Below are 22,960 nucleotides of genomic sequence, written 5' to 3' on the forward strand. Positions count from 1 at the left end.
CGCTTGCCCACTCAGCCCGCCAGCCGTATTGCTGAACTGTTGCCGCATAATTGGCAACCGCAGACAGCGATGTAAAAAAACAGGTTAAAGAAAACCGCTGTCAAGATGAGATGGCCGAACGCTTACGTTGATCTGTCCTTTGATGATGTTATTCATGATGCAAGGTATGCAGTCCTGCCATCATGAACAGGACACTGTAAAGCATAAAGCGACACAAATACCTGTGTCAGATGTGGAAAAAGAAACATCAGGACAACGGTAAGTGCATCACCGGTTGATAAATAGTCAGTCAATATAGTCTTAATCACAGCTGTTAATTAAAATTAGGCTGCTTTCCTTTAGGAATACAATCATGAAGAAATTTCGCGTTAGTTTGATTGCTCTTTCCCTTGCTGCAGTAACCGGAACGGCAGGCGCAGTTACTTTGTCCAATGGCGTTGTCTATAGTGCCAATGAAGACAACGGTTCTGTCAGTGCAATCACATTAAGTACAGGTGAAGTCCGTACGGTTGATTTACCTGTGGTTCCTCACAATGTCCAGATTTCACCGGACGGCAAGCTTATCCTGGCCGTAGGCCCTGTAGCAGAAAAAAATGAAGGGCATGGCGGTGGGGCTATGATGAATATTTCTTCCCATTCCGGGACCTCCAGCGCACATGGAGAAGAAGGTGGCGGGTTGGTATTGCTGGACGCAGTCGAGCCAGGTGAGCTGCTTGCAACATTGCCTGCCGGCAGTCATCCAGCTCATGTGGTAACCAGTAAAGATGGTACTTTTGCTTATATAACAAACGCTGACACAGATCGCTTGTCTGTTGTTGATCTCAAGAAAAAATCCATTGTCGCAGAAACTCCTACCGGAGGTTATCCCCATGGCTTGCGCCTAAGTCCTGATGGTAGGCAATTGTTCGTAGCAAACGTGACTGATAACGATGTTTCAGTGATTGATACACAGAACCTGAAAGAATCCGCACGTATTCCTGTGGGCAAAGCGCCAGTACAGGTTGCTTTCACTCCCGACGGTAAACAGGTCTATGTGTCGCTTCGGGATGAAGATAGTGTTGCGGTTATTGATACAAGCAGCCAGAAAGTGATTGATACCATCAAGGTGGGTCGTGGTCCCATCCAGCTTTTTACTACCCCGGATGGCAGTAAAGTATATGTCGCCAATGAAGGAAGCGCTAAAAACCCTGACAATACCGTATCTGTTATTGACACGGGCACCCGAAAAGTAATCGCATCCGTTACGACCGGCAAGGGCGCGCATGGCGTGGTCGTCAGCGACGATGGAAAATTTGCCTTTGTTACCAATAACAAAGCCGATACGGTAAGCGCAATTGACACTAATACCCAAGAAGTTGTTGCGACTTATGACGTTGGACCCAATCCAAATGGAATCACATACAGGGCCATTCCTTAAGGATCTTTTTTGACTGGCGAACCGGTAGTGGTGCTTGTGTTAACAGGCACCACTATTTCTAAAATTACGATTTTGTAATCAAGCCGTCACCTTGGTGTCAGCCCCGGCGCATTAAAGTACTATCCTGAACGTTATTACCGAAAAAAGATCCATTTTTCGTGCCAATAACTATAAATACCTTAAAGGAATAAAACCATGAAATTACTGGTGGTTGAAGACGAGGTTAAGATTGGTGATTACTTGTGTCAGGGGCTCACCGAATCGGGATTTGTTGTGGACCTTGCACGTACAGGCCTGGATGGTCATCATTTGTCCCTGACAGGGGACTATGATTTGATCATTCTTGACGTCATGTTGCCTGACGTAGATGGATGGCGTATCGTCCAGGCAATCCGAAATGCAAAAATCCCGACGCCGGTTCTTTTTCTTACCGCACGGGATAGTGTCGAAGATCGAGTCAAAGGGTTAGAGCTGGGGGCCGATGATTATTTGGTAAAGCCTTTTGCTTTTTCTGAACTCTTGGCCCGCGTACGCACTTTACTGAGGCGAGGTGCTGCTCCCACCCTTAATGACCAGTTGCAAGTAGCAGATCTTGTTCTCGACATTGCTCGACGCAGGGTACATCGAAAAAATACGCGTATCAACCTGTCGAACAAAGAATTTTCATTACTTGAGCTTTTAGTGCGTCGAGAGGGCGAAGTGCTACCACGTTCATTGATCGCTTCTCAGGTTTGGGATATGAACTTTGAGAGCGATACTAATGTCATTGATGTCGCCATTCGACGGCTTCGTGCGAAAATAGATGACGATTATGAACCCAAGCTTATTCACACGGTACGTGGCATGGGTTATATGCTTGATGTAGATACACCTGATTAGCCATGAAACATCGTCCCGTTTCCTTGGCAGTAAGGCTCACGGTCTCAATTGGAGCCGTTATCGTGTCCGTGTTGCTTGCCTTCGGATGGATTGTTGAACGATCCATCAACGATCACTTTATCCAGCAGGATGTTGACGAACTCAAGGATGTTGTACAAGCATTGAATCACACAATTTCTACCCTCCCTCCTGGCACAAAAACCGATCAACTGCACCAGCTATTGGCTAACGCAGTGTCGGGTCATCAGAATGCTCAATATCGTATTACCTCCGATACGGGCAGCCTGGTTTATGCTACGCCCGGATTCTTTTTTAAGCAGTTTGAGCGTATTGCGCGACCTGTAAGCGAGATAACAATCAACACGGTTTCTACATGGGAGTACGAAGGGGAAACGTATCGAGGGGCCGTGCTGCAAATGATACCCGAAGGTCTTCCAGGTTCAGGAGCATTAACAATTGCTGTCGCTACCGGTATTAATTTTCACCTGCATTATCTAGCAAGTTTTGGTAACTATCTTAGGGTAGTTATTGTTCTAGCTTGTCTTGTTGCTATCCTGGCGACATGGTTTGTCGTTTATCAGGGGCATGCTCCAATACGGCGAATCAGTCGCGAAATTAGAAGAATTCGATCTGACCAGTTGCATATACGATTGAAGCCAGAGACCGTGCCGGCTGAATTGGTGGAGCTGGCTACATCTTTTAATGGCATGCTTGAGCGTCTAGAAGATGTTTTTCGCCGCTTATCGGATTTCTCGGGTGATATTGCCCATGAGTTGCGTACACCGATTACAAACCTGAATACGCAGACGCAAGTAGCGCTTTCCCAGTCTCGGAGTGTTGAGCAGTATCGTGAAATTTTGTACTCAAATCTCGAAGAGTATGAACGTATGGCGAAAATGGTCAGTGATATGCTGTTTTTGGCTCAGGCCGATAATAATTTGCTTAAACCAGAACTCGTAAAAATTGATTTAGATGAAGAGATAAACATGCTTTTCGATTACTTTGGTGCCTGGGCCGAAGAACGTGAAGTGGGCTTGGGCGTGACAGGCAAGCAAGTTTGTATCCTGGGAGACAGATTAATGATTCGTCGGGCATTAAGCAATCTATTATCTAATGCAATCCGTCACTGCCCCACGGAAGGGTGCATTACTGTGCAATTTGGCATGAACGCTGACAATGCCTGGCTTCAAATCCAGAATCCGGGGGTGGGCATTCCGGCTGAGCATCTTGCGCATATATTTGAACGGTTTTACAGGCCTGACGCATCAAGGCATCGTAGTGGTGAGGGGGCAGGCCTTGGACTGGCGATCGTTAAATCAATCATCGAAGCGCATGGCGGGGCAATTAGCGCACGCTCTACGCCCCAAGCAACAACGTTTGAGATCAAAATGCCTGCAACGGAATGTTGATTTTGATACTGGGCTTTTACAAAGAATGCTTCAAGAGCACGATGCTGGTAATATAAAGGTTAGTTAAGCGAAGATGACAACAATGTAATCAAGATGTAAATAGAATGTAATTCAGTGCCAGCTAGAATATGTAATCATGAAGTGTGTCGGTTTGGTCAGAGGTAAAGAGACCGAACCGCGATCCCAAAGCTTCTTCTCCCATTATTAAAGGTCTTTGCCACCATGAAGAACAAAGAAAATAATCCACTTCAGGGTCATGAACACAAACATGCTGAATTGGCTGATGCCACAGATCTGCTTGTAGACCCAGTATGCGGCATGCGCGTAAAAAAACAATCACCCTATCACGTTAAGCATCAGGAACACGATTTTTATTTTTGCAGTACCAAGTGCCAGACGAGGTTTGAGAATGATCCAGAAATGTACCTGAAGCCCAAGCAAGAATCAGAAACAAAGTCTCTAGCAGCGCCGGGCACAATATATACTTGCCCGATGCACCCGGAGATTCGACAAGATCACCCAGGAAACTGCCCCAAGTGCGGCATGGCGCTTGAGCCGTTAATGCCCAGTCTTGATGACGATAACAATCCGGAACTCAAGGATTTCAGACGACGGTTCTGGTGGACGTTGCCTCTTACCGTTATTGTCACGGTGCTCGCCATGTTTGGTCACCAGTTGGGCTGGTTCAGCCCGGGTGTGCAAACATGGATCGAGTTGGTGTTATCGACACCGGTTGTGCTTTGGGCAGGACAACCGTTTTTTATTCGAGGTTGGCAATCGGTTGTCAATCGCAGCCCGAATATGTGGACGCTGATCAGCCTTGGAACGGGAGCCGCATACATCTATAGTGTTGTGGCAACCATAGCACCGGGTATCTTCCCCGAATCATTCATGTCAATGGGGCGTGTTTCCGTTTATTTTGAAGCCGCGGTTGTCATTATTTCATTGACCCTGTTTGGCCAGATGCTTGAATTAAGGGCCCGGTCGCAGACTTCAGCTGCTATCAAATCGCTGCTAGGCCTTGCTCCCAAGACTGCCCGGCGAATTAATGCTGACGGCACCGAGGAAGATGTTCCGCTTTCCCATGTGCATGAAGGAGATCGCCTGCGTGTACGTCCCGGTGAAAAAGTGCCGGTTGATGGTACCGTGGATGATGGCAGCAGCTCACTTGACGAATCCATGCTAACAGGTGAACCGCTGCCGGTTAGCAAACACCCTGGTGACAAGGTGATTGGCGCCACCATGAATACTTCTGGTGCACTAGTCATTCGCGCCGAAAAAGTGGGCTCGGCAACCGTCCTTTCGCAGATTGTTCAACTCGTCGCGCAAGCGCAGCGTTCTCGCGCGCCCATGCAACGCATGGCTGATATCGTGGCTGGCTATTTTGTCGTGGCTGTAGTGGCTATTGCAATTGTCACATTTTTTGTATGGGGCTTTATTGGTCAGCAGCCGAGCTGGGTGTACGGTTTGATTAACGCTGTTTCTGTGTTGATCATTGCATGCCCTTGTGCGCTAGGTTTGGCCACTCCCATGTCAATCATGGTTGCTACCGGAAAAGGTGCCACTCAAGGCGTGCTGTTTCGTGATGCAGCGGCGATCGAGAATTTCCGCAAGGTTGATACCCTAATTGTTGATAAAACAGGCACGTTGACTGAGGGTCGTCCGACGTTCGAGCAAGCCATACCTACAGAAAGCACAACGGCTGATGAAGTTTTGCGCCTGGCTGCCAGCCTTGACCAAGGCAGTGAACATCCTCTGGCGCACGCCATTGTTGAGGCTGCCCATGAACGTAGTCTTCCATTAAGTACGGTTAAGGAATTTGAGTCCAGTAGCGGTATTGGTGTTCGTGGTGAAGTGGACGCAAAACGGCTCGTTCTTGGTAATACCGCTTTGATGCAGCATGAGGGTGTGGATACCGCTGTTATGACCGAGGCTGCCGATTCCTTGCGCGCCAAGGGTGCAAGCGTCATGTTCCTGGCGGCAGATGGCCGGCTCATGGGTTTATTGGCGGTTTCCGACCCCATTAAGAAAAACACGCCAGAAGCCGTGAAAGACCTGCAAGATGCTGGAATCCGCATTATCATGGCAACGGGTGATGGTGTTGCAACAGCACGTGCTGTTGCTCAGCAACTGAAAATAGATGAGGTCTATGGTGAAGTGAAGCCTGCTGACAAGCTAGATCTTGTCAGCAGGCTTCAGTCTGAAGGCCGACTCGTTGCCATGGCCGGAGACGGCATTAACGATGCACCGGCCCTGGCCAAAGCCGATGTTGGTATTGCAATGGGTACCGGCACTGATGTGGCCATGAACAGTGCTCAAGTCACACTGGTTAAAGGCGATTTGCGTGGTATTTCGATTGCCCGCCACTTGTCTGAAAAAACAATTGCCAACATGAAGCAGAACCTGGGGTTTGCCTTTATATACAACGCGCTGGGTGTGCCTCTGGCAGCGGGCGTGCTGTATCCTTTTACTGGACTGCTGCTTTCACCCATGTTTGCAGCATTGGCCATGAGTCTTAGTTCAGCATCGGTAGTCTTCAATGCCCTGCGTTTACGCAAGTCGGTTTAATTGAAGAAATGATATAGCCTGTCATTCAGTTAAAATAAACACCACTCTTTTTAATATCTCCACCATTACACAAATGTAATAGTGGAGACACCTTGGTGACAGTCGCGAGTGTCTATAGTAGAAACAGTAATAGAGAGTAATAAAACGTGGTCAAAATTTCCTACGGAGCATCATCATGAAAACTTTTCTTCTCACTCTTTCTGCACTTATCCTTAGTTCTCTTGCCAGCGTAGCGTTAGCACAATCGACACCAGACGAGCATAATGCCCACCACCCTGCAGATACGCTAACAACAAGTCAAGCATCTGCGGCAACAAGTTCACTGCCTGCCGATATTACACCGCTCCTTAAGCAGATGGATACACAGATGGCAAACATGCAGCAGCTCCATCAAAAATTTCAGAATGCTAATGCTGAAGAGCGTCAGGCGCTTATGGCTGAACATCACACATCAATGCAAGAAGGCATGAAGCTGATGATGGAAGCATCTGGTCAAACACAGAATATGAATATGATGGGTCAGGGGATGATGGGCAGCATGAATAACGCTAATGTCAATGCGCAAGCGGTTGCTCCCGGCATGCAAATGATGTCGGGCATGATGCAGCACCATGAACTCATGACCAAGCGCATGGACATGATGCAGTCAATGATGCAAATGATGATGGATCGTATGGATACGCCTGAAAATAAATAATACAGGCAAGTTTGCAGTTGAGTTTTAGCGGCCTCCACCGATCATGATGGGGCCGTAATAATTTTCAGGAAATTAATCTTTCGAAAAAAATCTGCCGTTGAAGTCAACGGTCACCAGATTTCCGTCCAGAGCACCCATGCCTGGCGCATTTTGGGGCATGCCAGGGGCAGATACTCCCTTGACCGTGGCATTGGCAAGCAGTTTCTGTACCACATTTGCCGGCACATGGCCCTCAACGAGTTGACCCGTTTCTTCTAAGATACCTGTATGACATGAGGCAAGCTTCATTGGAACACCCAGTTTTTGTTTGACTGAGGCCAGCTCACCCGACTTGAAGGCTTTCACTTCAAAGCCAGCATCACGCATGTGTTCAACCCAGCCAGAACAACAGCCACAATTGGGATCTTGATAAACCGTAATAGTGTTCCCGGTCGCATGGACTGTGGATGATGCTACTGCGAGGGTTGCCAAAAACAACCATTTTCTCATAAAAAACCCCATGAATATTTAGTATTGATTAAGACTAATATGTCCGCATAAACTATTTTTGTTGTTGTAAAGTGACTTCTTTTTGCATTTCCAGTACCTTGGATGGCCAACTGCTTTTGATGTACGCGAGCACCGCAACAATTTCCTCATCACTTAATTGATCACGATACGCGGGCATATCGCTTTCATAACCAGGAGGCGCGGTTTTACCTGGTACCAGTCCATTCTTGACCATGTCAAACAGCAAGGCATCGGGGTGGTGCCAAGTGTGTCCGGTTTTGTCATGGGGTGGAGCAGGCAACCTGCCATTAGACATGCGCTGGCGCCAGTCTGGCTGCCCCTGGAGCGACTCACCATGACAGGATGCACAAAGATTCGTGTAAATGGCTTTGCCCTGTACTACCAGTTGCTGATTGGCCGGGTCAATGAATGCTGGTGCTGGTGCATGCACCATGTTATACAGCAGCGCACCAGCGCCTATCACGGCAACGCCAATAGAAGTAAGTATTAATTTTGTATTTGCCATATTTTCGAGATGTTAATTAACCTGCAATTTGCCCAATGTCTTTTAAACCACTTCGACCTGCCCCATCATGCCGAGTGACTCATGCTCAAGAATATGGCAATGAAACATTCGTATACCCTTGTCAGTTTGCACTGTTTTAACATGCACGGTTTCATAAGGACGCAAATTCACCGTATCTTTCAAGGCACGATAAGCCGGCTGGGATGCTTTGCCATTAATAACATGTTCAGTAACCAAGAATTGGGTGCCATGAATATGAAATGGATGATCCATATGAGAATTGTTATACAGAATCCACTCCTCAACCTCCCCAACCTTGCTGCGCAGGTCAATACGGTTCATATCAAAAGTTTTGTCATTAATAAAAAATAAGTCTGACATTGTGCTGGGCGGCATATCGCTCATTTCATGACCCGGTGTCATTCCTACAGCATGGTCCATTGGCTTTTCACCGAAGGTGACTTTCTTCTGTGCGGTTGCCGGTCCAAAGTCCGCAATAGCTCGCAACTTGCCGGGCAAGTCGGGTTCTACTGCATTAATGCTCACATTGGCGAGCACAAGCGTTTCTGGCTTGAAATCCACCATCATTTTTTGGCGGTTAAAAGGCAAACTGTTCAATGGAAAGGTGCCGCTCTGTATGGCACGTATCACTACTTCATAACGCTCACCGGGCACAATCAGTAATTCACTCACGGCAGAAGCCGGCTTTTCAAGCAACCCACCGTCAGTCCCAACAACAATGAATTCACAATTAGGAATCGACAAGTTTAAATATCTTGCATTGCATGCATTCCAAATACGTACGCGTTGCGTACCCTGAATAGTAATGGCCGGCTGGCGCTGACCGTTAAGAAGCGCATATTGACCTTCTCGTCCGTTCATCCAGTCAAACATGTCGTTGCCTGGAATCTGACCTTCATTGTCCAGGCGTAAATCGGAAATCAGCCAATGCTGCTCAGGAAGATGGGCTAGCGGATCATTTTTTGCCTTGACAATAAACGAACCCGCAAGACCGCTATAGGCTTGGGCTGCTGCCAGTTCATGGGCATGCGTATGATACCAATAGGTCCCTGCTGAGCCTTCGGGCAGGGTAAAGCGATAGGTATGTGTCTGGCCCGGCAGAACAGGATCATGAGGATTGCCATCTTGTTCAGGGGGAACAGGCAGTCCATGCCAGTGAATGGTGGTGGGTTCTTTCAGGGAGTTTTTAAATTCGATTTCTACTGTATCGCCCTCTGTGACTACAATCTGGGGGCCAGGAATTTGATCATTGTAGGTCATGAAAGTGGTAGGTTTGCCCTTGACCAACTCTATAGGGGTTTCTTTGGCTGTCAATTGTGCCTTGAATAAACCATCTTTTCCGGACTGGTTCTTCAGTAAGGCCAAGGGTGCCAACGGTGCGCCGCCGGGCAATGCATCCACCGGCAATAAATCAGTACCAGCCATCATTCCACCCATGCCGACATTCATTCCATGCATATCATGTCCCGCCATACCATGACCGTTTTGCATATGGTTCACTGCGAATACCTTATTGCCACCAAGCAAGGCTACAGCACTGGCGGACATACTCAACCCAAAAAATTTACGACGATTCATCTTCAACTCCTGAAAATAACTTGATTAATTACGGTGTCATGGTTAATGGTAACGGCATAAACAGACTGGCAAGGCCCTGGTTTTTAACCATGACAACTCAATGGGTAAAGTGTATCAGCCATCGAAAATGCGAGTGATTACAATGTTGACATCTTGGAGGGGTAATGCCGTCCAGTCGGTCTTAGCTAAGGCGTTAGCCTTTACCCTTGCTAAAACGTGTTGGATGGTGTTTGGATTGTAAGAAATACGATGAATGCCTATTTCTGTGGTATGAAGTTTCTTCACTAATAATAGATTGGGATGATATGACAAAAATGTAATGACGACGTCATCGCGTAAGCTCACCGTCAAGCGCATCAATGATAGGTTGATCCCGCTCAAGACGTTGCTGATTGGGGTCAGGCCGGTACCAACTGCGACGAGACCAGCGTGTCAGACGACATGCCTGGGCAATGGACAGCGATCCCTGTTGGACCAAATCCAAGGCCGCTTCACGTCGTCGCTCCGGAGTTAGAGCTTTCCCAGCAAATCCTTAATTGCAGCGTTTTCCAAGGCCAGTTCAGCGTACATTTTTTAAGCCGGGTATTTTCTGCCTCGATGTCTCGCAACCGTTTTAAATCCGACGCTTCCAAGCCACCGTACTTGCTTTTCCACTGATAATAAGTTGCGTTGCTGATGCCATGTTCGCAGCAAATATCGGTTACTTTCATGACTTGCTCAGCCAACTTCAAAATAGCCACAATCTGAGTTTGCAGTAAATTTGGATCGTTTCATGACTTCCTCCATCAAAGATGATAATGGCAGAAATCTCTGGTTTTGGCTTGTGCCTTTTTAGGGTAAGCTTACGGTTGTATTTAACAAGGAAACTAGAGTGTCACGTTTAGATTACTTTTCACACAACCCAGAATTAGCACAAAAATATTTGAATTTCAGCCAGACGATAAACAGCAAACCCTCACTGGAAAAGATAAAAGAGCTGGTAACTTTGAGGGCTTCGCAAATAAATGGTTGTGCATTTTGTGTAGACATGCACGTTAAAGAAGCCAAAATCAACGGTGAGCGCGAACTTTGCCTACATCACGTTGCTATTTGGCGCGAGTCACCGTTGTTTGATGAGCGGGAACGGGCTGCGCTTGAATGGACAGAGGCTCTTACAACACTGCCACCAGAGGGGGTATCAGACGAAATATATCTTCGTGTACGCGAACAGTTCCCAGAGGATGATATTGTTGCGCTGACATTCCTGATCGTGTCTATCAACGGTTGGAACCGTCTCAGCATCGCATTCAAATCCATTCCAGGTTCTGTCGACAAGGCTTTCGGCTTAGATAAGGCTGGACTATTCTAAACCCCTTCCATTGATGAACCTTTGATGAATAGGACTTTATGCCAAGTACCATAGCGTTCTTTTGTGGATCACTTCAGAGCATGGAATCGAGCAGCATTCAACCAAGCAATGTGCAGTAGCAGGCATTCAATCCAGAAACGTCAGCTGCTGTGCCCGGTTGGGGGCTTCCCTGCTGTATTTGAAAATCAGTGTGCCTTCGTAACCTTTTCTTCTGCCGGCTTCCACCGTCAGGTACCAGGTGGGAATGTGCGCCATGTTTTCCAGGCGGCTAAGCAGTTCTGTGATGCTGCCGTCTTGGCGGGCCTTGAAAATGGCCATTTCCTGTGCAGTCCAGGCAACACCTTGGGCCGCTTCAGTCTTGTTGGGGTCGTAAGTTTGCCCGGCGTAGCGGATGGCATAGCCGTCTTTGGTTTTATCGCAGGAAGGGTTGGGGCATTCCATCAGGAAAACTTCTTCCAGTGCATTTTTAGAGGGCATGATGCTGGGAGTTTTGTTGTACCCGGCCCGCAAGGTAAGCACTTCATCGCATAAATCGGCAATGATCTTGGGATTGGCGATGTCCAGGAATTTGGCCGTGGCAATCCAGTGCTTGCCAGTATCAGCCTGCCTGGCTGCGTCTCGCAGTAGTTGGATTTGTGCCGTATTCATGAAGTGGTAGTGCCTGAGTTAAAGAAACGAAGCTGGCATTTTAGACAACTTTCAGGCAATTGTGGCGGGTTTGCAAGCGTGTACGTTATTTTGTGGGCAACACGATTGCGAAAGTTGTTGCAATAGCAGTTGTCAAGGTGTTTGGGTGTTCAAATAGGTAAAAATAATCGTCAATATGTTGATCTATTCGGGGTTTATTTGTTAATCTTGCTGGTAACATCTTGTATAAATTAACAAATAGCCAACAGGAGACACAATGGCTGATTTTGATACGGGCCTTCAGCGTAACCAGGCCAATTATGCACCACTAACCCCCATCGATTACCTGCAACGTGCCGCCAGTGTGTATGGCGATCGTCTGGCAATTGTGCATGGGCCAATCCGGCAAAACTGGGCCGAAACCAACCGTCGCTGCAAGCAGCTGGCGGTTGCGCTGCGCCAGTTGGGGGTGGAACGCAATTCCACTGTTGCGGTCTTGCTGCATAACACGCCTGCCATGGTAGAAGCCCATTTTGGGGTGCCCATGTCGGGTGGCGTACTCTGTTCGCTTAATGTACGGCTAGATACAGACAGCCTTATTTTCTGCCTCGAGCACGGCGAGGCCGAGGTGCTGCTGGTAGACAGCGAGTTCGAGGCCCATATTCCTCAAATCCGTCGTAAATTGCCCCATCTTGTTATTATCCAGGTTAATGATGCCCTAGGCCCGCAAAATATCCAGCCGTTTGCCGAACTTGATTATGAGTCTTTCCTGGCTTCGGCCAAAGATCTTGATAATTGGCAAATGCCCGCTGATGAATGGGATGCCATCGCCCTTAACTATACGTCGGGCACCACTGGCAACCCCAAAGGGGTGGTTTATCATCATCGTGGAGCGGCCCTTAATGCAATGTCAAACATTTTAGAATGGGATATGGCCAAGCACCCCGTTTATATGTGGACTTTGCCGCTGTTTCACTGCAATGGCTGGTGCTTTGCCTGGACAGTCGCCGCGCGTGCCGGGGTTAATGTATGCCTGCGCAAGTTTGATGCCAAGGTTTGCCTTGATTTGATCCGCGATGAAAAAGTCACGCATTATTGCGCTGCGCCCGTTGTGCATTCTGCCCTGGCCAATGCGCCTGATGATCTGAAAAAAGGCATTGATCATACCGTCAAGGGTTTAATTGCCGGTGCCGCACCCCCAGAGGCCGTGTTGGCCAGCATGGAAAAAATGGGTTTTGATATCACTCATGTTTATGGCCTTACCGAAGTCTACGGCCCCGCCTCGGTTTGTGTCGAGCACGACAGCTGGCAAGATTTAACCATCGAAGAACGAGCCCGGCTCAAATCCCGCCAGGGTGTGCGCTATCATCTGCAGGCCGGTTTAAGCGTAAAAAATCCGTCCACTATGGATGACGTCAAGGCCAATGGTGAAGAAATGGGTGAGCTGATGTTCCGGGGTAACATCGTCATGAAAGGTTATCTTAAAAACCCGCATGCAACCCAGGAAGCTTTTGAAGGTGGCTGGTTCCATACGGGCGATTTGGGCGTCATGCATAAAGACGGCTATGTGCAAATCAGGGACCGTAGCAAAGACATCATTATTTCAGGTGGAGAAAACATCTCCAGTATTGAAGTTGAAGATGTGCTGTATAAATATCCCGGCGTGGCCAACTGCGCGGTGGTGGCGCTAAGCGATGAAAAATGGGGTGAAATCCCGGTTGCCTTTGTCGAGCTGAAAGAGGGCGCACAAATTCAGGAAGACGAAATCCTGGATTATTGCCGTGAAAATCTGGCCCGTTTCAAAGTGCCTAAAAAAATCATATTTGGTGAGCTGCAAAAAACAGCGACCGGCAAAATCCAGAAATATGAATTAAGAAAACAGGCACAGGCACTATTGGCTTCACCTTCAAAATGATTATTTAATTAAAAATTAAATGAGATGATCCAAGGGCATATATGAATTTCTTATATGCCCTTGTTTTTTCTTTTTGTCTTGCAGGGAAGGGAAAGTCCCTATAAGCAATTGCTTTATTAATTTTTAAAAATCGGCATAATCCGTCTTTATAAGTAAATATATTTACATAAATGGAGGCGGCAATGAAAAAAGAAGGGATGTGCATTTTAGGTAAGGTGGCAAAGGCCGGTGTGGGCCTGTCTTTAGCTATGGCGGCATTGCCGGCAGCGCAGGCAACGGAGGCAAAAATCAGTGACAATCTGGTCAAGATAGGGGTGCTGACCGATATGAGTGGCCCTTATTCTGATTTTAGTGGCGCCGGGGCAGTCACCGCTGCACAAATGGCGGTTGAGGATTTCCAGAAAGCGAATCCCGATTTCAAAACGCCCATAGAGCTTGTCAGTGCCGATCACCAGAACAAAATAGATGTTGGCATGGCCAGGGCCAATTCATGGTTTGATGTGGACAAGGTGGATGTGATTACCGAACTGGTCACCTCCAATATCGCCTTGGCAGTCAGTAAAATTGCCGCCGACAAAAACCGCGTCGCGCTGGTGTCCGGGGCGGCGTCCTTGCCATTGACCAATGAGCAATGCAACAAAAATACCGTGCATTGGGTCTATGACACGTATTCGCTGTCCAATGGTACGGCCAAATATGTGCTGGATTCAGGCAAGAAGAATTGGTATTTTATTACAGTGAACTACACCTTTGGCGGTGCCATGATGGATGCCGCAGGCAAGGTTATCGAAAAAAACAATGGCAAGATTGTGGGGTCTTCCAAGCACCCGCTGAACTCAACCGATTTTTCTTCTTATTTGTTGAATGCCCAACAGTCCAATGCCGATGTCATTGCCCTGGCTAATGGCGGCCAGGACACGATTACCGCCGTCAAGCAGGCGGCCGAATTTGGCATCACACAGTCAAAGCAAAGCATTTTACCCATGGTCATGTTCATTAATGATATTCATGCGCTGGGGCTGGATGCGGCGCAGGGGCTGATGCTCACAGAAGGTTTTTATTGGGATCGCGATGACAAAACCCGTGACTGGTCAGAGCGCTATTATGCCAAAACCAACAAAATGCCAAGTATGGGGCAGGCTGGGGTGTATTCATCAGTGATCAATTATCTGGATGCCATCAAGCAAACCGGTACTGACGAGGCTGACAAGGTCATGGCGTATTTGAAGTCTAAAGAAATTGATGATGGCCTGTTCAAGGGCAAGATCAGGGAGGATGGCAAGTTTGCTCATGATATGCTTTTGCTGGAAGTGAAAAAACCGGGCGAATCAAAAAGACCATGGGATTATTACCATATCAAGGGCGTTATTTCGGCTGAAGATGCCAACCTTCCTTTGTCAGAGTCCAAATGCCACTTGGTAACAAAGCGTTGAACATAAGGAGTCAATATGCCTGAATCGGGGTTGATCGGTAAGGATTTGGGGTCTCACCAGGTGCCGGTTTCCCTGTTCCAGGTGCAGTTTTATGCGAAAGTCACCGGCCAGACCGAGCGCTTGTTCTTTGATGAGGTTTATGCCAAAGCGCAGGGGTATCCGTCGGTCGTGGTGCCCGTGGGGCTGCTGTTCGGTCTGGAAATGAACAGGGAAGACCCCTATGCCTGGTTTACCGAGGTGGGTCTGGATGCCGGTAAAACATTGCATGCCTCGCAGGAATTCATCTGTCATGGACAGTGTTTTGCCGGTGATGTATTAACGTTTACTTCCCGGGTGGCCGATGTCTATACTAAAAAAAACGGCACCCTGTATTTTCTTGACCGTCACACGCGGGTGGAAAACCAGGATGGCAAGCCTGTTGCCGATTTGATATCGGTGTTTGTGGAAAATCGGAAATCATGAGCAATTCGGGGTTTGAGTTAAGACATTGCAAAGTGGGTGACCGTTTGCCGCTATGGCAGGGGGAGCCCTTCAGTCGTGCGGCACTGGCGCTCTTTGCCGGGGCTTCGGGCGACCATAACCCATTGCATATAGACAGTGATTATGCCCAGGCCGCCGGTTTTGATGATGTTTTTGTGCATGGCATGTTTACCTTTGCCTTTATGCAGCAGTGTCTTTCACGCATTGTCCAGCAAGAATATCTGGACAGTATCAAGGTGCGCTTTGTAAGCATCATGCAGTTGGCAGAGCAACCGGTATGTACCGGCATAATCAGGCAGGCGGAACAAACCGAAACCGGTCTGCGGGTCGTGATGGATTTGAGCGTTTGCAACCAGCATGGCGTGCCAAGGCTAACCGCAGAGGCGCGGGTAACATTGCCTTTTATGTGAGTATTCAGGACACAGCCTTGTTAATGCCCGATGCATGGCCTGTGATTCGTATTATTCGTCAGTGAAGTTACGCTCAATCAAGTATCATTATGTTGCCAAATGATGTTTTCTACCTTGAATGGGGGCTTATGACTGCCGCTTCACCTGAGTTTACGATTTCCTCCTTGCCCGCCCAGCCCATTGATGCGCTTGTCGCTGGGGATGCCCGCCAGCAACTGGTGCTTACTGTTAACAACCGGCAGGCATTACGCCTGAAGCAGTTGCTGGTCCGGCACATGGGCTCTTCTGCCAGTATTGTTGAATTGCCTTTGGTTATGCCGCTGGGCCGATGGCTTCGCGCCCTGCATGATGCCCGTTTATTCAGCACGCGAAACCATGTGCCGGCCATTGCACTGGACCGTTTTGCCGAGCAGCTGGTATGGGAGTCGGTCATCGAGCAGGAAGAAGGGGTGGGCCGTTTGCTGGATTTGCAGCAAACGGCAAAAATGGCTTCCGATGCCCATCATTTGTGTGCCGACTGGCATCTCCAGGTTAATGATGATGAAAGCACGCAAGAGTACGAGCGGTTCAGGCAATGGCAAAAGGCTTACCTGCACCGCCTGTCCCAGATGGATGCTGAAGACGATTGTCTGATGCAGGAAAGCCTGATTCGGGCGTTGGAGAGCCATGAAAACCTGAATTTGCCCAAGCAGATTATTTTGCTTGGGTTCACGGAATGTGCGCCACGCTTGGGCAGATTGTTAAATGCTTGCCAGGCCAATGGTACCTATCTGGCCGTGCTGGCTGAAAATTCGGCCAGCGCCAGCGATGTTGGCAAGACAGCGTTGGGTGATACGGCAGCAGAATGGGAAACGGCTATTGAATGGGCCAGACAGGCCCTGCAGGAAAATCCCCTGGGTACGTATGCCATTGTGGCCCCGGATCTGGAAGCCAAAGCCCCACTGGCCAGGCGTTTGTTAACGCAAAATCTGGGTCGCCATGGGTTAAGCTGGAACGTGGCGGTTGGCCGTCCTTTAACAGAATGGGCACCCGTGCGGGCGGCATTTGCCTGGCTGAGGCTGTTGGCGCAGCTTGGCAGTCGCCGGCAATGCGAGGTACAGGTGCTGGGGGCGGCGTTGCTGGCCGGGCATTGTTCAGCCAGGCCTTTAGCGTTGGCCGCCATGGCACAATACGATGCCCAGTTGCGTCAGAAAGAAGATCTGACTATTCCTGAAGCGGCTGTGTTGGCCATGTTTGATCAGTTTGATATTGATGAGTCCTTGAAATTCAGGGAAATATATCAACACTGGTGTCAGCCCTTTCAGGAAAAGTATATGCGTGCCAGTACCGACCAATGGGCACAGCGTATTCGCGAGTGTCTGGCGGGTCTTGGTTTTCCAGGCCCGGCAACGCTCAGTAGCGCCAATTTCCAGGTGTGTCAGGCCTTTGAAAAACTGTTGGTTCGTTTTTCTGCCTTATATGAAGTGGGTGGTCTTCTGGACGGCACCGGTGCCTGTGCCTTGTTGCATAGGCTGGCACGTCAATCGGCTTTTCAGCCGCAAAGGGATAAACTGGCCCGGCTTGATGTGCTGGGCTTTCTGGAAGCGGAAGGTGGCCGCTGGGATGCGGTATGGATCCTTGGCCTGACCGATGAGGTCTTGCCCGCCAGCCCAAGTCCCAATCCTTTTTTGCCGGTCAGCGCGCTGCGCAGGGTCAACGCGCCTCGTGCCACGCCTGAGCGGGAAAAAGCCTGGGCAGATGAACTGTTTCATGCTTTGCGGCAATGTGCCCCTCAAGTCCGTTTAAGCTGGCCCCTGATGGAGGGTGAAAAAGAACTCAGGGCTTCCCCGTTATTGGAAAATATTCCATTATTCGAGGCAGAAACCTTATGTGCCGGTACAAACGGTGCTGAACTTCAACGTGACCTTGAGACCTTTTCCGATCACCAGGCGCCTGCGCTGTCCGGCAAGCGCCCCGTTAGCGGTGGCATGGATGTGCTGGAAACCCAGGCGCGCAACCCGTTGTGGGCCTTTGCCCGTTACCGTTTGGGCGCACGTGAGCTGACGGATTATCCGCAGGCGGTCAGCCAGCGGGTACGAGGTATTTTTCTGCATAAAGTCATGGAACTGGTGTGGGGTATGTTGCAAGACTGGGAACGTCTGGTTGGGAAATTTGAAAGCGGCTCTCTTGAAGCTTTTGTGAATGAATGCGTGGAATTGGCTGCCGATCAGGAGCTTAAGCATGATTATGCCGCTGTGGTGCAAATGGAAAAAGACCGTGCCCGCCGGATTGTGATGGATTTTTTGCAGATTGAACTTGAGCGGGAGCCGTTTGCCGTGCAGCAGCTGGAGCAGGATGTGAAGTGGCAGCATGCGCAGGTTAGCCTGTCATTACGCATGGACCGGATTGATACCCTGGCCGATGGCCAGCAGGTGATTATTGATTATAAGTCGGGTAGTACGCCTTCCTTCAAACAGGATTGGTCACGAGAGGTGCCCGTTAATTTGCAGTTGCCTTTTTATGCCGCAGTCATGGGGGCGGGCAAGGGCAATCCGGTGGCCGGTTTGCTGTTTGCCCGTTTGAATGCGCGCCAGATCGAACTCAAGGGTATTGCCAATGAAGACCTGGGTGTTGATGCCCTGGATGATCGCAGCAGTTGGGAGCCAGCCGTATCCTGGGATGATTTACTGCAACGCTGGCAAAGGGTCATGGAGCAATTGGCAGAGGATTTTTCTGCCGGGAAGGCTATCAACCGGGCCTGGCGGGAAAGTGATTTGCAATATTGTGATGTAAAACCTTTTTTAAGGTTGGCGCAGGAAAGTGAAGATGAGTGAAACCATGACAGAAGACCAGTCCTTGCATGTCCAGGAAAATTTGGCCAATCAGCCGGCAGAACGCCTGCCCAGTGATCATCGGGCCCGTGCCCGGGCTGTCAAACCTGACGAGTCTTTCCTGATCCAGGCACCGGCCGGCTCAGGCAAGACAGAGTTATTGACAGACCGGATTCTGGCCTTGCTTGGCACGGTTAACCGGCCAGAGGAAATTCTGGCCATTACCTTTACCCGCAAGGCGGCCTCGGAAATGCATGCGCGGGTGTTGAAAAAACTGGCCCTGGGTTTGCAGCAAGAAGAGCCGGAACCGGCGCATCAGAAAAAAAGCTGGCAGCTGGCCCGGGCAGCCTTGCAGCGCGACCGGGAAAATGGCTGGAATTTGCTGGCGCATCCGGCACGCCTGAGCATTAAAACGATTGACTCTTTTTGTGCGTCGCTGGTGAGGTCCATGCCCTGGTTGTCAGGAATGGGCGGCATGCCTTCGGTGACTGAAGATGCCCGGACCCTGTATGGCAAGGCGGCCCGTAAAACGCTGGCCCTGATTGACAGCACCGAATGTGTACAGGCATTGGTGGCGCACCTGGATGTGGATTTACAGCCTGCCGAAGCCTTGTTGGTGGATATGCTGGGGTTCAGGGATCAGTGGCTGCAGGTAGTGAATGACCCGGCAGGCGCCATGCAGGCGGTGATGGAATCCCTGGCGCAGGCCATGGATGAAGACATTGCCAGGGTCAGCGGGCTGATGCCAATGGGCTGGGCCGACACTTTGGCACCCATCGCACGCATGGCGGCCAGCACCCTGGCCGACCCGGCTGCCGGTCATTATGATGATTACCCGTTGCTCGATTGGGATGGAAGTCCCCTGTTACCTTATTTCACGGACATTGGTCGTTGGAAAGCGCTGGCCCGCCTGTTGCTGACGGGCAAAGGGCAGTTGCGCAGCCGCCTGACCAAGAATGAAGGCTTTCCGCCCAAGACGGCACATAAGGATGCCATGCAAGCCTGGCTGGAGTCACAACGGACCGGTTCGGACGAGTGGACGCAAGCCTTGCATGATTTGACCAACTTGCCCGATGTCTTGATGACGCCGCAGCAAATACATATTATTGGCAATCTGTTAGAGTGCCTTAAACTGGCCGCGCAACAGCTTGAACAGGTTTTTGCCAGTGAAGGCGAAGTGGATTTTATTGAAATAGCCTGGCGGGCAGGGCAGGCTTTGGGTTCGGTGGATGATCCGGCCGAATTGCTGCTGTCGCTGGATGCCGTGATCAAACATATCCTGATCGATGAGTTCCAGGATACCAGCCAGGTGCAGATTGACCTGATTCACAAGTTGACGTCAGGCTGGCTGGCCAACGAAGGCCGCACCCTGTTTCTGGTGGGTGACCCGATGCAATCCATCTACCGTTTCAGGAAAGCTGAAGTGGGCCTGTTCTTGAAGGTGGCCCGGGAAAGCATTAATGATTTGCCACTGACCGTGCTGAAGTTGACGGAAAATTTCCGTTCCCGCCAGGGCGTGGTTGAATGGGTTAATCAAACCTTTGCCCGGATATTTCCGACAAGAGATAATCCCGTCCTGGGAGCCATCAAATATACGCCATCCGTGGCTTTTAATGAGGCAGGCGAGTCCGAGGCGGTGTTGATGCATCCGTTTTATTATGGCCGCCATATTCCCGCCCATTTGCTTGAACCCCATACCTTGCCGCAAGCGGCCGCCGCTGATGAAGAACCGTTGCCGATTGAAATAAGCCAGAAAATGGCAGAAACAGCGGCGCAGGACAGGGTGATTGAACTGGTCAGATCGGCACTGCAAACGCATGCAGGTAAAAAAGACCCTGTGGCCATTCTGGTGCGGGCACGAACCCATCTGAATGAATTGATGCACCGGCTGAGCCTGGAAGGTATTCCCGTGCGGGCCGTGGATTTTCAGCCGCTTAAAGACCGTCAGGTGGTGATTGATCTGGTGCAGCTGATTCGAGCCCTGTCGCACCCGGCCGACCGTGTGGCCTGGCTTTCCTTGCTGCGCTCGCCTTTGTGCGGGCTGACCCTGCACACCCTGGATGCCCTGTTTGGTGAACAGCAGAAAACACCTGTGCCACAGTTGCTGGCGCAGGTGTTGGCGAATGCGTTTTCCGGTAATGATCCGGTATTTGCCGCGAAGCAGGATTTGTCTGCCGTTGAATGGAACCGTGTGTTACCGGTGGCCCGTGCCTTGCTTGACCGGCCCTTTGAACATGATGTCATTACTTTTTCAGCCCATGTGGAATCCATCTGGCGCGCTTTGGGCGGATTTGTTTTTTATGCCCATGAAAGTGAACATGACGATGTGCAGACGGTGTTGCGCCTGCTGGACAGCATTGCGCCGTATGGTGGCCTGAATCCGGCCGAACTTGATCGTGAACTTGAACGCCTGTATGCCGCTTCCTCTCATGAGCAAAATGCCGTGACTATCATGACGATGCATAAATCCAAGGGGCTGGAGTTTCAGGAAGTTATTTTGTATGGCCTGCATAGGGTACCACGCAATAACCCCGATCCCTTGCTTCGGTTTGAGCAGTCCGAGGGGCACCTGTTGCTGGGACCTATCAAGCCCAGGGCATCCGAGGAAAAAGATCCGATCTCGGTCTATCTGGCCGGGCGCGAGAAAAAACGCACCCAGTATGAGCTTGACCGTCTGTTATACGTGGCCGCCACAAGGGCGTGTCAACGGCTGCATTTGGTGGCGCTCTTGCAGGTTAAGGACGGGGAGCTTGTGAATGCGGCATCCAGTACCCTGTTTTCGCGGTTGCAGCCTTTAATGGATACTTTTTTTACGGTCAAGCCGCCCTATCTGCCGGTTTCGCAGGCCAATAACGGGCAGGACAATGAAAACAGTCAATATGAAGTGGTGGGACCACCGTTAATCCGCTTTACCGATGCCATGATGCAGGCCCTGCACCCGCAAGCCGGTAAAACCCAGGTCTCAACAGGCTCAAGCTTTCATGAGGGCAACGTCTGGCATTTTGAAGACCGCTATGAAGCGCATGTCGGTACGGTCGTGCATGCCTGGCTGGCCCGTATGGGGCAGGAGCAATTGCAAGGCTGGACATCCGGGCGGATCCAATCGGCTGAAAATGTAATTGTGCGCCAGTTACTGCAGGAAGGCTTGCGTCCCCAACAGGCCCGCGAGGCGACCATGCGGGTGCAATCTTTATTGCTGAATTTCCTGAGTAATGAAAAAGGACAATGGTTGCTGCAGCAGGCCAATGCCCGTCAGGAATGGGAGCTGGTGGATGCCAATGGCAAAGTGTTGATTGTGGATGTGGCGGTTTCCGAACCCGATGGCTGGCTGGTGGTTGATTACAAGACGGCACTGAAGCATGAGCATGAGTCTGACGAGGTGTTTGAAAACCGCCTGCGGCAAACGTACCGTAAACAGCTTGAGGATTATTGTGCACGGTTGACCGCATTGGATGGCCGTCCCGCCCGGGCGGTTATTTATGCATTGGATGGTAACCGTTGGCTGACATTGTAAGGCGGTAAGCCTGTAAGCACGCTTGTACCTGATTTGCTTTATCACAATCATGTAATAAGTTGTTAGTATATGAGTTTATACAAAACATTTTTTTTAAAAAAGGGAATAATACCAGTCAGTTAATTTTGTTTACTAAATTTTCAGTTTTGGAGAACCAATGAATCCGATTATTCTTGCAGCATGTAAAACAACAGTGTCAGAAAAAAACAAAAGCACGGTGTTGCGCAATTGGATGGTTTGCGGGCTAACAGCAGTGGCTGTTTTCGGCAGTTTTCCTGCCATGGCGCAGGCTGTCAGCCCCATTATGGCAGCCATGCAGGCAGTCTATGAGGCGGTTCCCGCTTCTTCGCCGGTGGCGGTCACTCAAAATGATGAAACCCGTACGGTTTCCATTGGCGGTCAGACCAATGGAAAAGAAGTGTCCATGGCAGGTAGCGAAGGCCCTCGCATGGTTTCCGGCGTGGCAGCCGGAAGCCGGCCCACAGACGCCGTTAACCTGGGCCAAACCACGGAAATGTTTAATGACGTAAACCGTAAAATCCGTAAAACCGAACGCAAGGCCGACGAAGGCACCGCTGCCGCGATTGCGGCGGCCAATTTGCCACAGGCGGTTTTGCCGGGTGAAAAAGTGGTGGGTGTGGGTGGCGGTACCTGGTCGGGTGAGTCCGGTTATGCCGTAGGTGTGTCTGCCGCAACTGACAACGGCAAGTGGTTGCTCAATGGCTCAGTAGTGGGTTCTTCTGGGGGGGACGTGGGTGCGGGTGTGGGTGTAGGCTATCGCTGGCGCTAAAACTTGCATCAAGTCTTGGGCAGCTTGTATTTTTGTATTGTAATAATCC

The 22,960-nt window shown here is 49.9% G+C and carries 20 protein-coding genes; 14 read left to right on the forward strand and 6 right to left on the reverse strand.

Annotated elements, in window-relative coordinates; all coding sequences use genetic code 11:
• Positions 1–127: 127 nt before the first annotated feature.
• The 6 genes from IE074_RS15080 to IE074_RS11595 all read left to right on the forward strand — a co-directional run bounded on the left by IE074_RS15080 (position 128) and on the right by IE074_RS11595 (position 6,970).
• Positions 128–262, forward strand: a complete 135-nt coding sequence (locus IE074_RS15080; RefSeq protein ID WP_373297818.1) for a DUF2933 domain-containing protein — start codon at positions 128–130, stop codon at positions 260–262.
• 90 nt (positions 263–352) lie between these two features.
• A complete protein-coding gene (locus IE074_RS11575; RefSeq protein WP_189385620.1) occupies positions 353–1,417 on the forward strand; it encodes a YVTN family beta-propeller repeat protein in 1,065 nt (354 codons plus the stop codon).
• Positions 1,418–1,612: 195 nt separating this feature from the next.
• Positions 1,613–2,296: a heavy metal response regulator transcription factor gene (locus IE074_RS11580; RefSeq protein ID WP_189385621.1), complete on the forward strand. Its 684-nt coding sequence runs from the start codon at positions 1,613–1,615 to the stop codon at positions 2,294–2,296.
• A gap of 2 nt (positions 2,297–2,298) precedes the next feature.
• Positions 2,299–3,705 carry a heavy metal sensor histidine kinase gene (locus IE074_RS11585; RefSeq protein ID WP_189385622.1) on the forward strand — a complete coding sequence of 469 codons (1,407 nt, stop codon included), beginning with the start codon at positions 2,299–2,301 and terminating at the stop codon, positions 3,703–3,705.
• 222 nt (positions 3,706–3,927) lie between these two features.
• Positions 3,928–6,273, forward strand: a complete 2,346-nt coding sequence (locus IE074_RS11590) for a heavy metal translocating P-type ATPase (RefSeq protein WP_189385623.1) — start codon at positions 3,928–3,930, stop codon at positions 6,271–6,273.
• 175 nt (positions 6,274–6,448) lie between these two features.
• Positions 6,449–6,970 carry a hypothetical protein gene (locus IE074_RS11595; protein ID WP_189385624.1) on the forward strand — a complete coding sequence of 174 codons (522 nt, stop codon included), beginning with the start codon at positions 6,449–6,451 and terminating at the stop codon, positions 6,968–6,970.
• 72 nt (positions 6,971–7,042) lie between these two features.
• Here the strand turns inward: IE074_RS11595 and IE074_RS11600 are convergent, their stop codons facing one another.
• The 5 genes from IE074_RS11600 to IE074_RS11620 form a co-directional block, all read right to left on the reverse strand.
• A complete protein-coding gene (locus IE074_RS11600) occupies positions 7,043–7,459 on the reverse strand; it encodes a DUF411 domain-containing protein (RefSeq protein ID WP_189385625.1) in 417 nt (138 codons plus the stop codon).
• A gap of 52 nt (positions 7,460–7,511) precedes the next feature.
• Complete coding sequence (locus tag IE074_RS11605; RefSeq protein WP_189385626.1) at positions 7,512–7,985, reverse strand: c-type cytochrome; 474 nt, start codon at positions 7,983–7,985, stop codon at positions 7,512–7,514.
• A 42-nt stretch (positions 7,986–8,027) separates the two neighbouring features.
• On the reverse strand, positions 8,028–9,584 hold the full coding sequence (locus IE074_RS11610; protein WP_189385627.1) for a multicopper oxidase domain-containing protein: 1,557 nt from the start codon (positions 9,582–9,584) through the stop codon (positions 8,028–8,030).
• A gap of 328 nt (positions 9,585–9,912) precedes the next feature.
• On the reverse strand, positions 9,913–10,068 hold the full coding sequence (locus IE074_RS11615) for a hypothetical protein (RefSeq protein WP_189385628.1): 156 nt from the start codon (positions 10,066–10,068) through the stop codon (positions 9,913–9,915).
• A 7-nt stretch (positions 10,069–10,075) separates the two neighbouring features.
• Positions 10,076–10,324 (reverse strand): transposase, encoded by a 249-nt coding sequence (locus IE074_RS11620; protein WP_373297819.1) that lies wholly within the window; start codon positions 10,322–10,324, stop codon positions 10,076–10,078.
• Between the two features lie 131 nt (positions 10,325–10,455).
• Between IE074_RS11620 and IE074_RS11625 the strand changes: the two genes are divergently transcribed.
• A complete protein-coding gene (locus IE074_RS11625) occupies positions 10,456–10,932 on the forward strand; it encodes a carboxymuconolactone decarboxylase family protein (protein ID WP_189385630.1) in 477 nt (158 codons plus the stop codon).
• 126 nt (positions 10,933–11,058) lie between these two features.
• On the opposite strand, the gene IE074_RS11630 is transcribed toward IE074_RS11625, so the two are convergent.
• Positions 11,059–11,580, reverse strand: a complete 522-nt coding sequence (locus tag IE074_RS11630; RefSeq protein WP_189385631.1) for a hypothetical protein — start codon at positions 11,578–11,580, stop codon at positions 11,059–11,061.
• Between the two features lie 256 nt (positions 11,581–11,836).
• Between IE074_RS11630 and IE074_RS11635 the strand changes: the two genes are divergently transcribed.
• From IE074_RS11635 to IE074_RS11665, 7 genes are all read left to right on the forward strand, one after another.
• Positions 11,837–13,474: an acyl-CoA synthetase gene (locus IE074_RS11635; protein WP_189385632.1), complete on the forward strand. Its 1,638-nt coding sequence runs from the start codon at positions 11,837–11,839 to the stop codon at positions 13,472–13,474.
• A gap of 182 nt (positions 13,475–13,656) precedes the next feature.
• Positions 13,657–14,907, forward strand: a complete 1,251-nt coding sequence (locus tag IE074_RS11640; RefSeq protein WP_189385633.1) for an ABC transporter substrate-binding protein — start codon at positions 13,657–13,659, stop codon at positions 14,905–14,907.
• Between the two features lie 15 nt (positions 14,908–14,922).
• Positions 14,923–15,369, forward strand: coding sequence for an FAS1-like dehydratase domain-containing protein (locus tag IE074_RS11645; RefSeq protein WP_189385634.1), 447 nt, complete (start codon positions 14,923–14,925; stop codon positions 15,367–15,369).
• Positions 15,366–15,797 carry a MaoC/PaaZ C-terminal domain-containing protein gene (locus IE074_RS11650; protein WP_189385635.1) on the forward strand — a complete coding sequence of 144 codons (432 nt, stop codon included), beginning with the start codon at positions 15,366–15,368 and terminating at the stop codon, positions 15,795–15,797. Before IE074_RS11645 ends, IE074_RS11650 begins: the two co-directional genes overlap by 4 nt.
• A gap of 89 nt (positions 15,798–15,886) precedes the next feature.
• Positions 15,887–18,610, forward strand: a complete 2,724-nt coding sequence (locus IE074_RS11655; RefSeq protein ID WP_189385636.1) for a PD-(D/E)XK nuclease family protein — start codon at positions 15,887–15,889, stop codon at positions 18,608–18,610.
• Between the two features lie 4 nt (positions 18,611–18,614).
• Positions 18,615–22,121 (forward strand): UvrD-helicase domain-containing protein, encoded by a 3,507-nt coding sequence (locus IE074_RS11660; RefSeq protein WP_189385682.1) that lies wholly within the window; start codon positions 18,615–18,617, stop codon positions 22,119–22,121.
• A 157-nt stretch (positions 22,122–22,278) separates the two neighbouring features.
• The gene (locus IE074_RS11665) at positions 22,279–22,911 is read left to right on the forward strand and encodes a YadA-like family protein (RefSeq protein WP_189385637.1); all 633 of its coding nucleotides are present in this window, start codon (positions 22,279–22,281) and stop codon (positions 22,909–22,911) included.
• The last annotated feature ends 49 nt before the right edge of the window (positions 22,912–22,960 follow it).

Source organism: Advenella faeciporci (assembly GCF_014652395.1).
Lineage (GTDB): Bacteria > Pseudomonadota > Gammaproteobacteria > Burkholderiales > Burkholderiaceae_B > Advenella > Advenella faeciporci.

Excerpts from the sequence above, each read along its gene's own strand:
- IE074_RS11590 (WP_189385623.1), top strand. The coding sequence starts at position 3,928 with ATGAAGAACAAAGAAAATAATCCACTTCAGGGTCATGAACACAAACAT.
- IE074_RS11585 (WP_189385622.1), top strand. The coding sequence starts at position 2,299 with ATGAAACATCGTCCCGTTTCCTTGGCAGTAAGGCTCACGGTCTCAATT.
- IE074_RS11605 (WP_189385626.1), bottom strand. The coding sequence starts at position 7,985 with ATGGCAAATACAAAATTAATACTTACTTCTATTGGCGTTGCCGTGATA.
- IE074_RS11660 (WP_189385682.1), top strand. The coding sequence starts at position 18,615 with ATGACAGAAGACCAGTCCTTGCATGTCCAGGAAAATTTGGCCAATCAG.
- IE074_RS11655 (WP_189385636.1), top strand. The coding sequence starts at position 15,887 with ATGTTGCCAAATGATGTTTTCTACCTTGAATGGGGGCTTATGACTGCC.
- IE074_RS11595 (WP_189385624.1), top strand. The coding sequence starts at position 6,449 with ATGAAAACTTTTCTTCTCACTCTTTCTGCACTTATCCTTAGTTCTCTT.
- IE074_RS11600 (WP_189385625.1), bottom strand. The coding sequence starts at position 7,459 with ATGAGAAAATGGTTGTTTTTGGCAACCCTCGCAGTAGCATCATCCACA.
- IE074_RS11575 (WP_189385620.1), top strand. The coding sequence starts at position 353 with ATGAAGAAATTTCGCGTTAGTTTGATTGCTCTTTCCCTTGCTGCAGTA.
- IE074_RS11635 (WP_189385632.1), top strand. The coding sequence starts at position 11,837 with ATGGCTGATTTTGATACGGGCCTTCAGCGTAACCAGGCCAATTATGCA.
- IE074_RS11665 (WP_189385637.1), top strand. The coding sequence starts at position 22,279 with ATGAATCCGATTATTCTTGCAGCATGTAAAACAACAGTGTCAGAAAAA.
- IE074_RS11645 (WP_189385634.1), top strand. The coding sequence starts at position 14,923 with ATGCCTGAATCGGGGTTGATCGGTAAGGATTTGGGGTCTCACCAGGTG.
- IE074_RS11580 (WP_189385621.1), top strand. The coding sequence starts at position 1,613 with ATGAAATTACTGGTGGTTGAAGACGAGGTTAAGATTGGTGATTACTTG.
- IE074_RS11610 (WP_189385627.1), bottom strand. The coding sequence starts at position 9,584 with ATGAATCGTCGTAAATTTTTTGGGTTGAGTATGTCCGCCAGTGCTGTA.
- IE074_RS11650 (WP_189385635.1), top strand. The coding sequence starts at position 15,366 with ATGAGCAATTCGGGGTTTGAGTTAAGACATTGCAAAGTGGGTGACCGT.
- IE074_RS11630 (WP_189385631.1), bottom strand. The coding sequence starts at position 11,580 with ATGAATACGGCACAAATCCAACTACTGCGAGACGCAGCCAGGCAGGCT.
- IE074_RS11640 (WP_189385633.1), top strand. The coding sequence starts at position 13,657 with ATGAAAAAAGAAGGGATGTGCATTTTAGGTAAGGTGGCAAAGGCCGGT.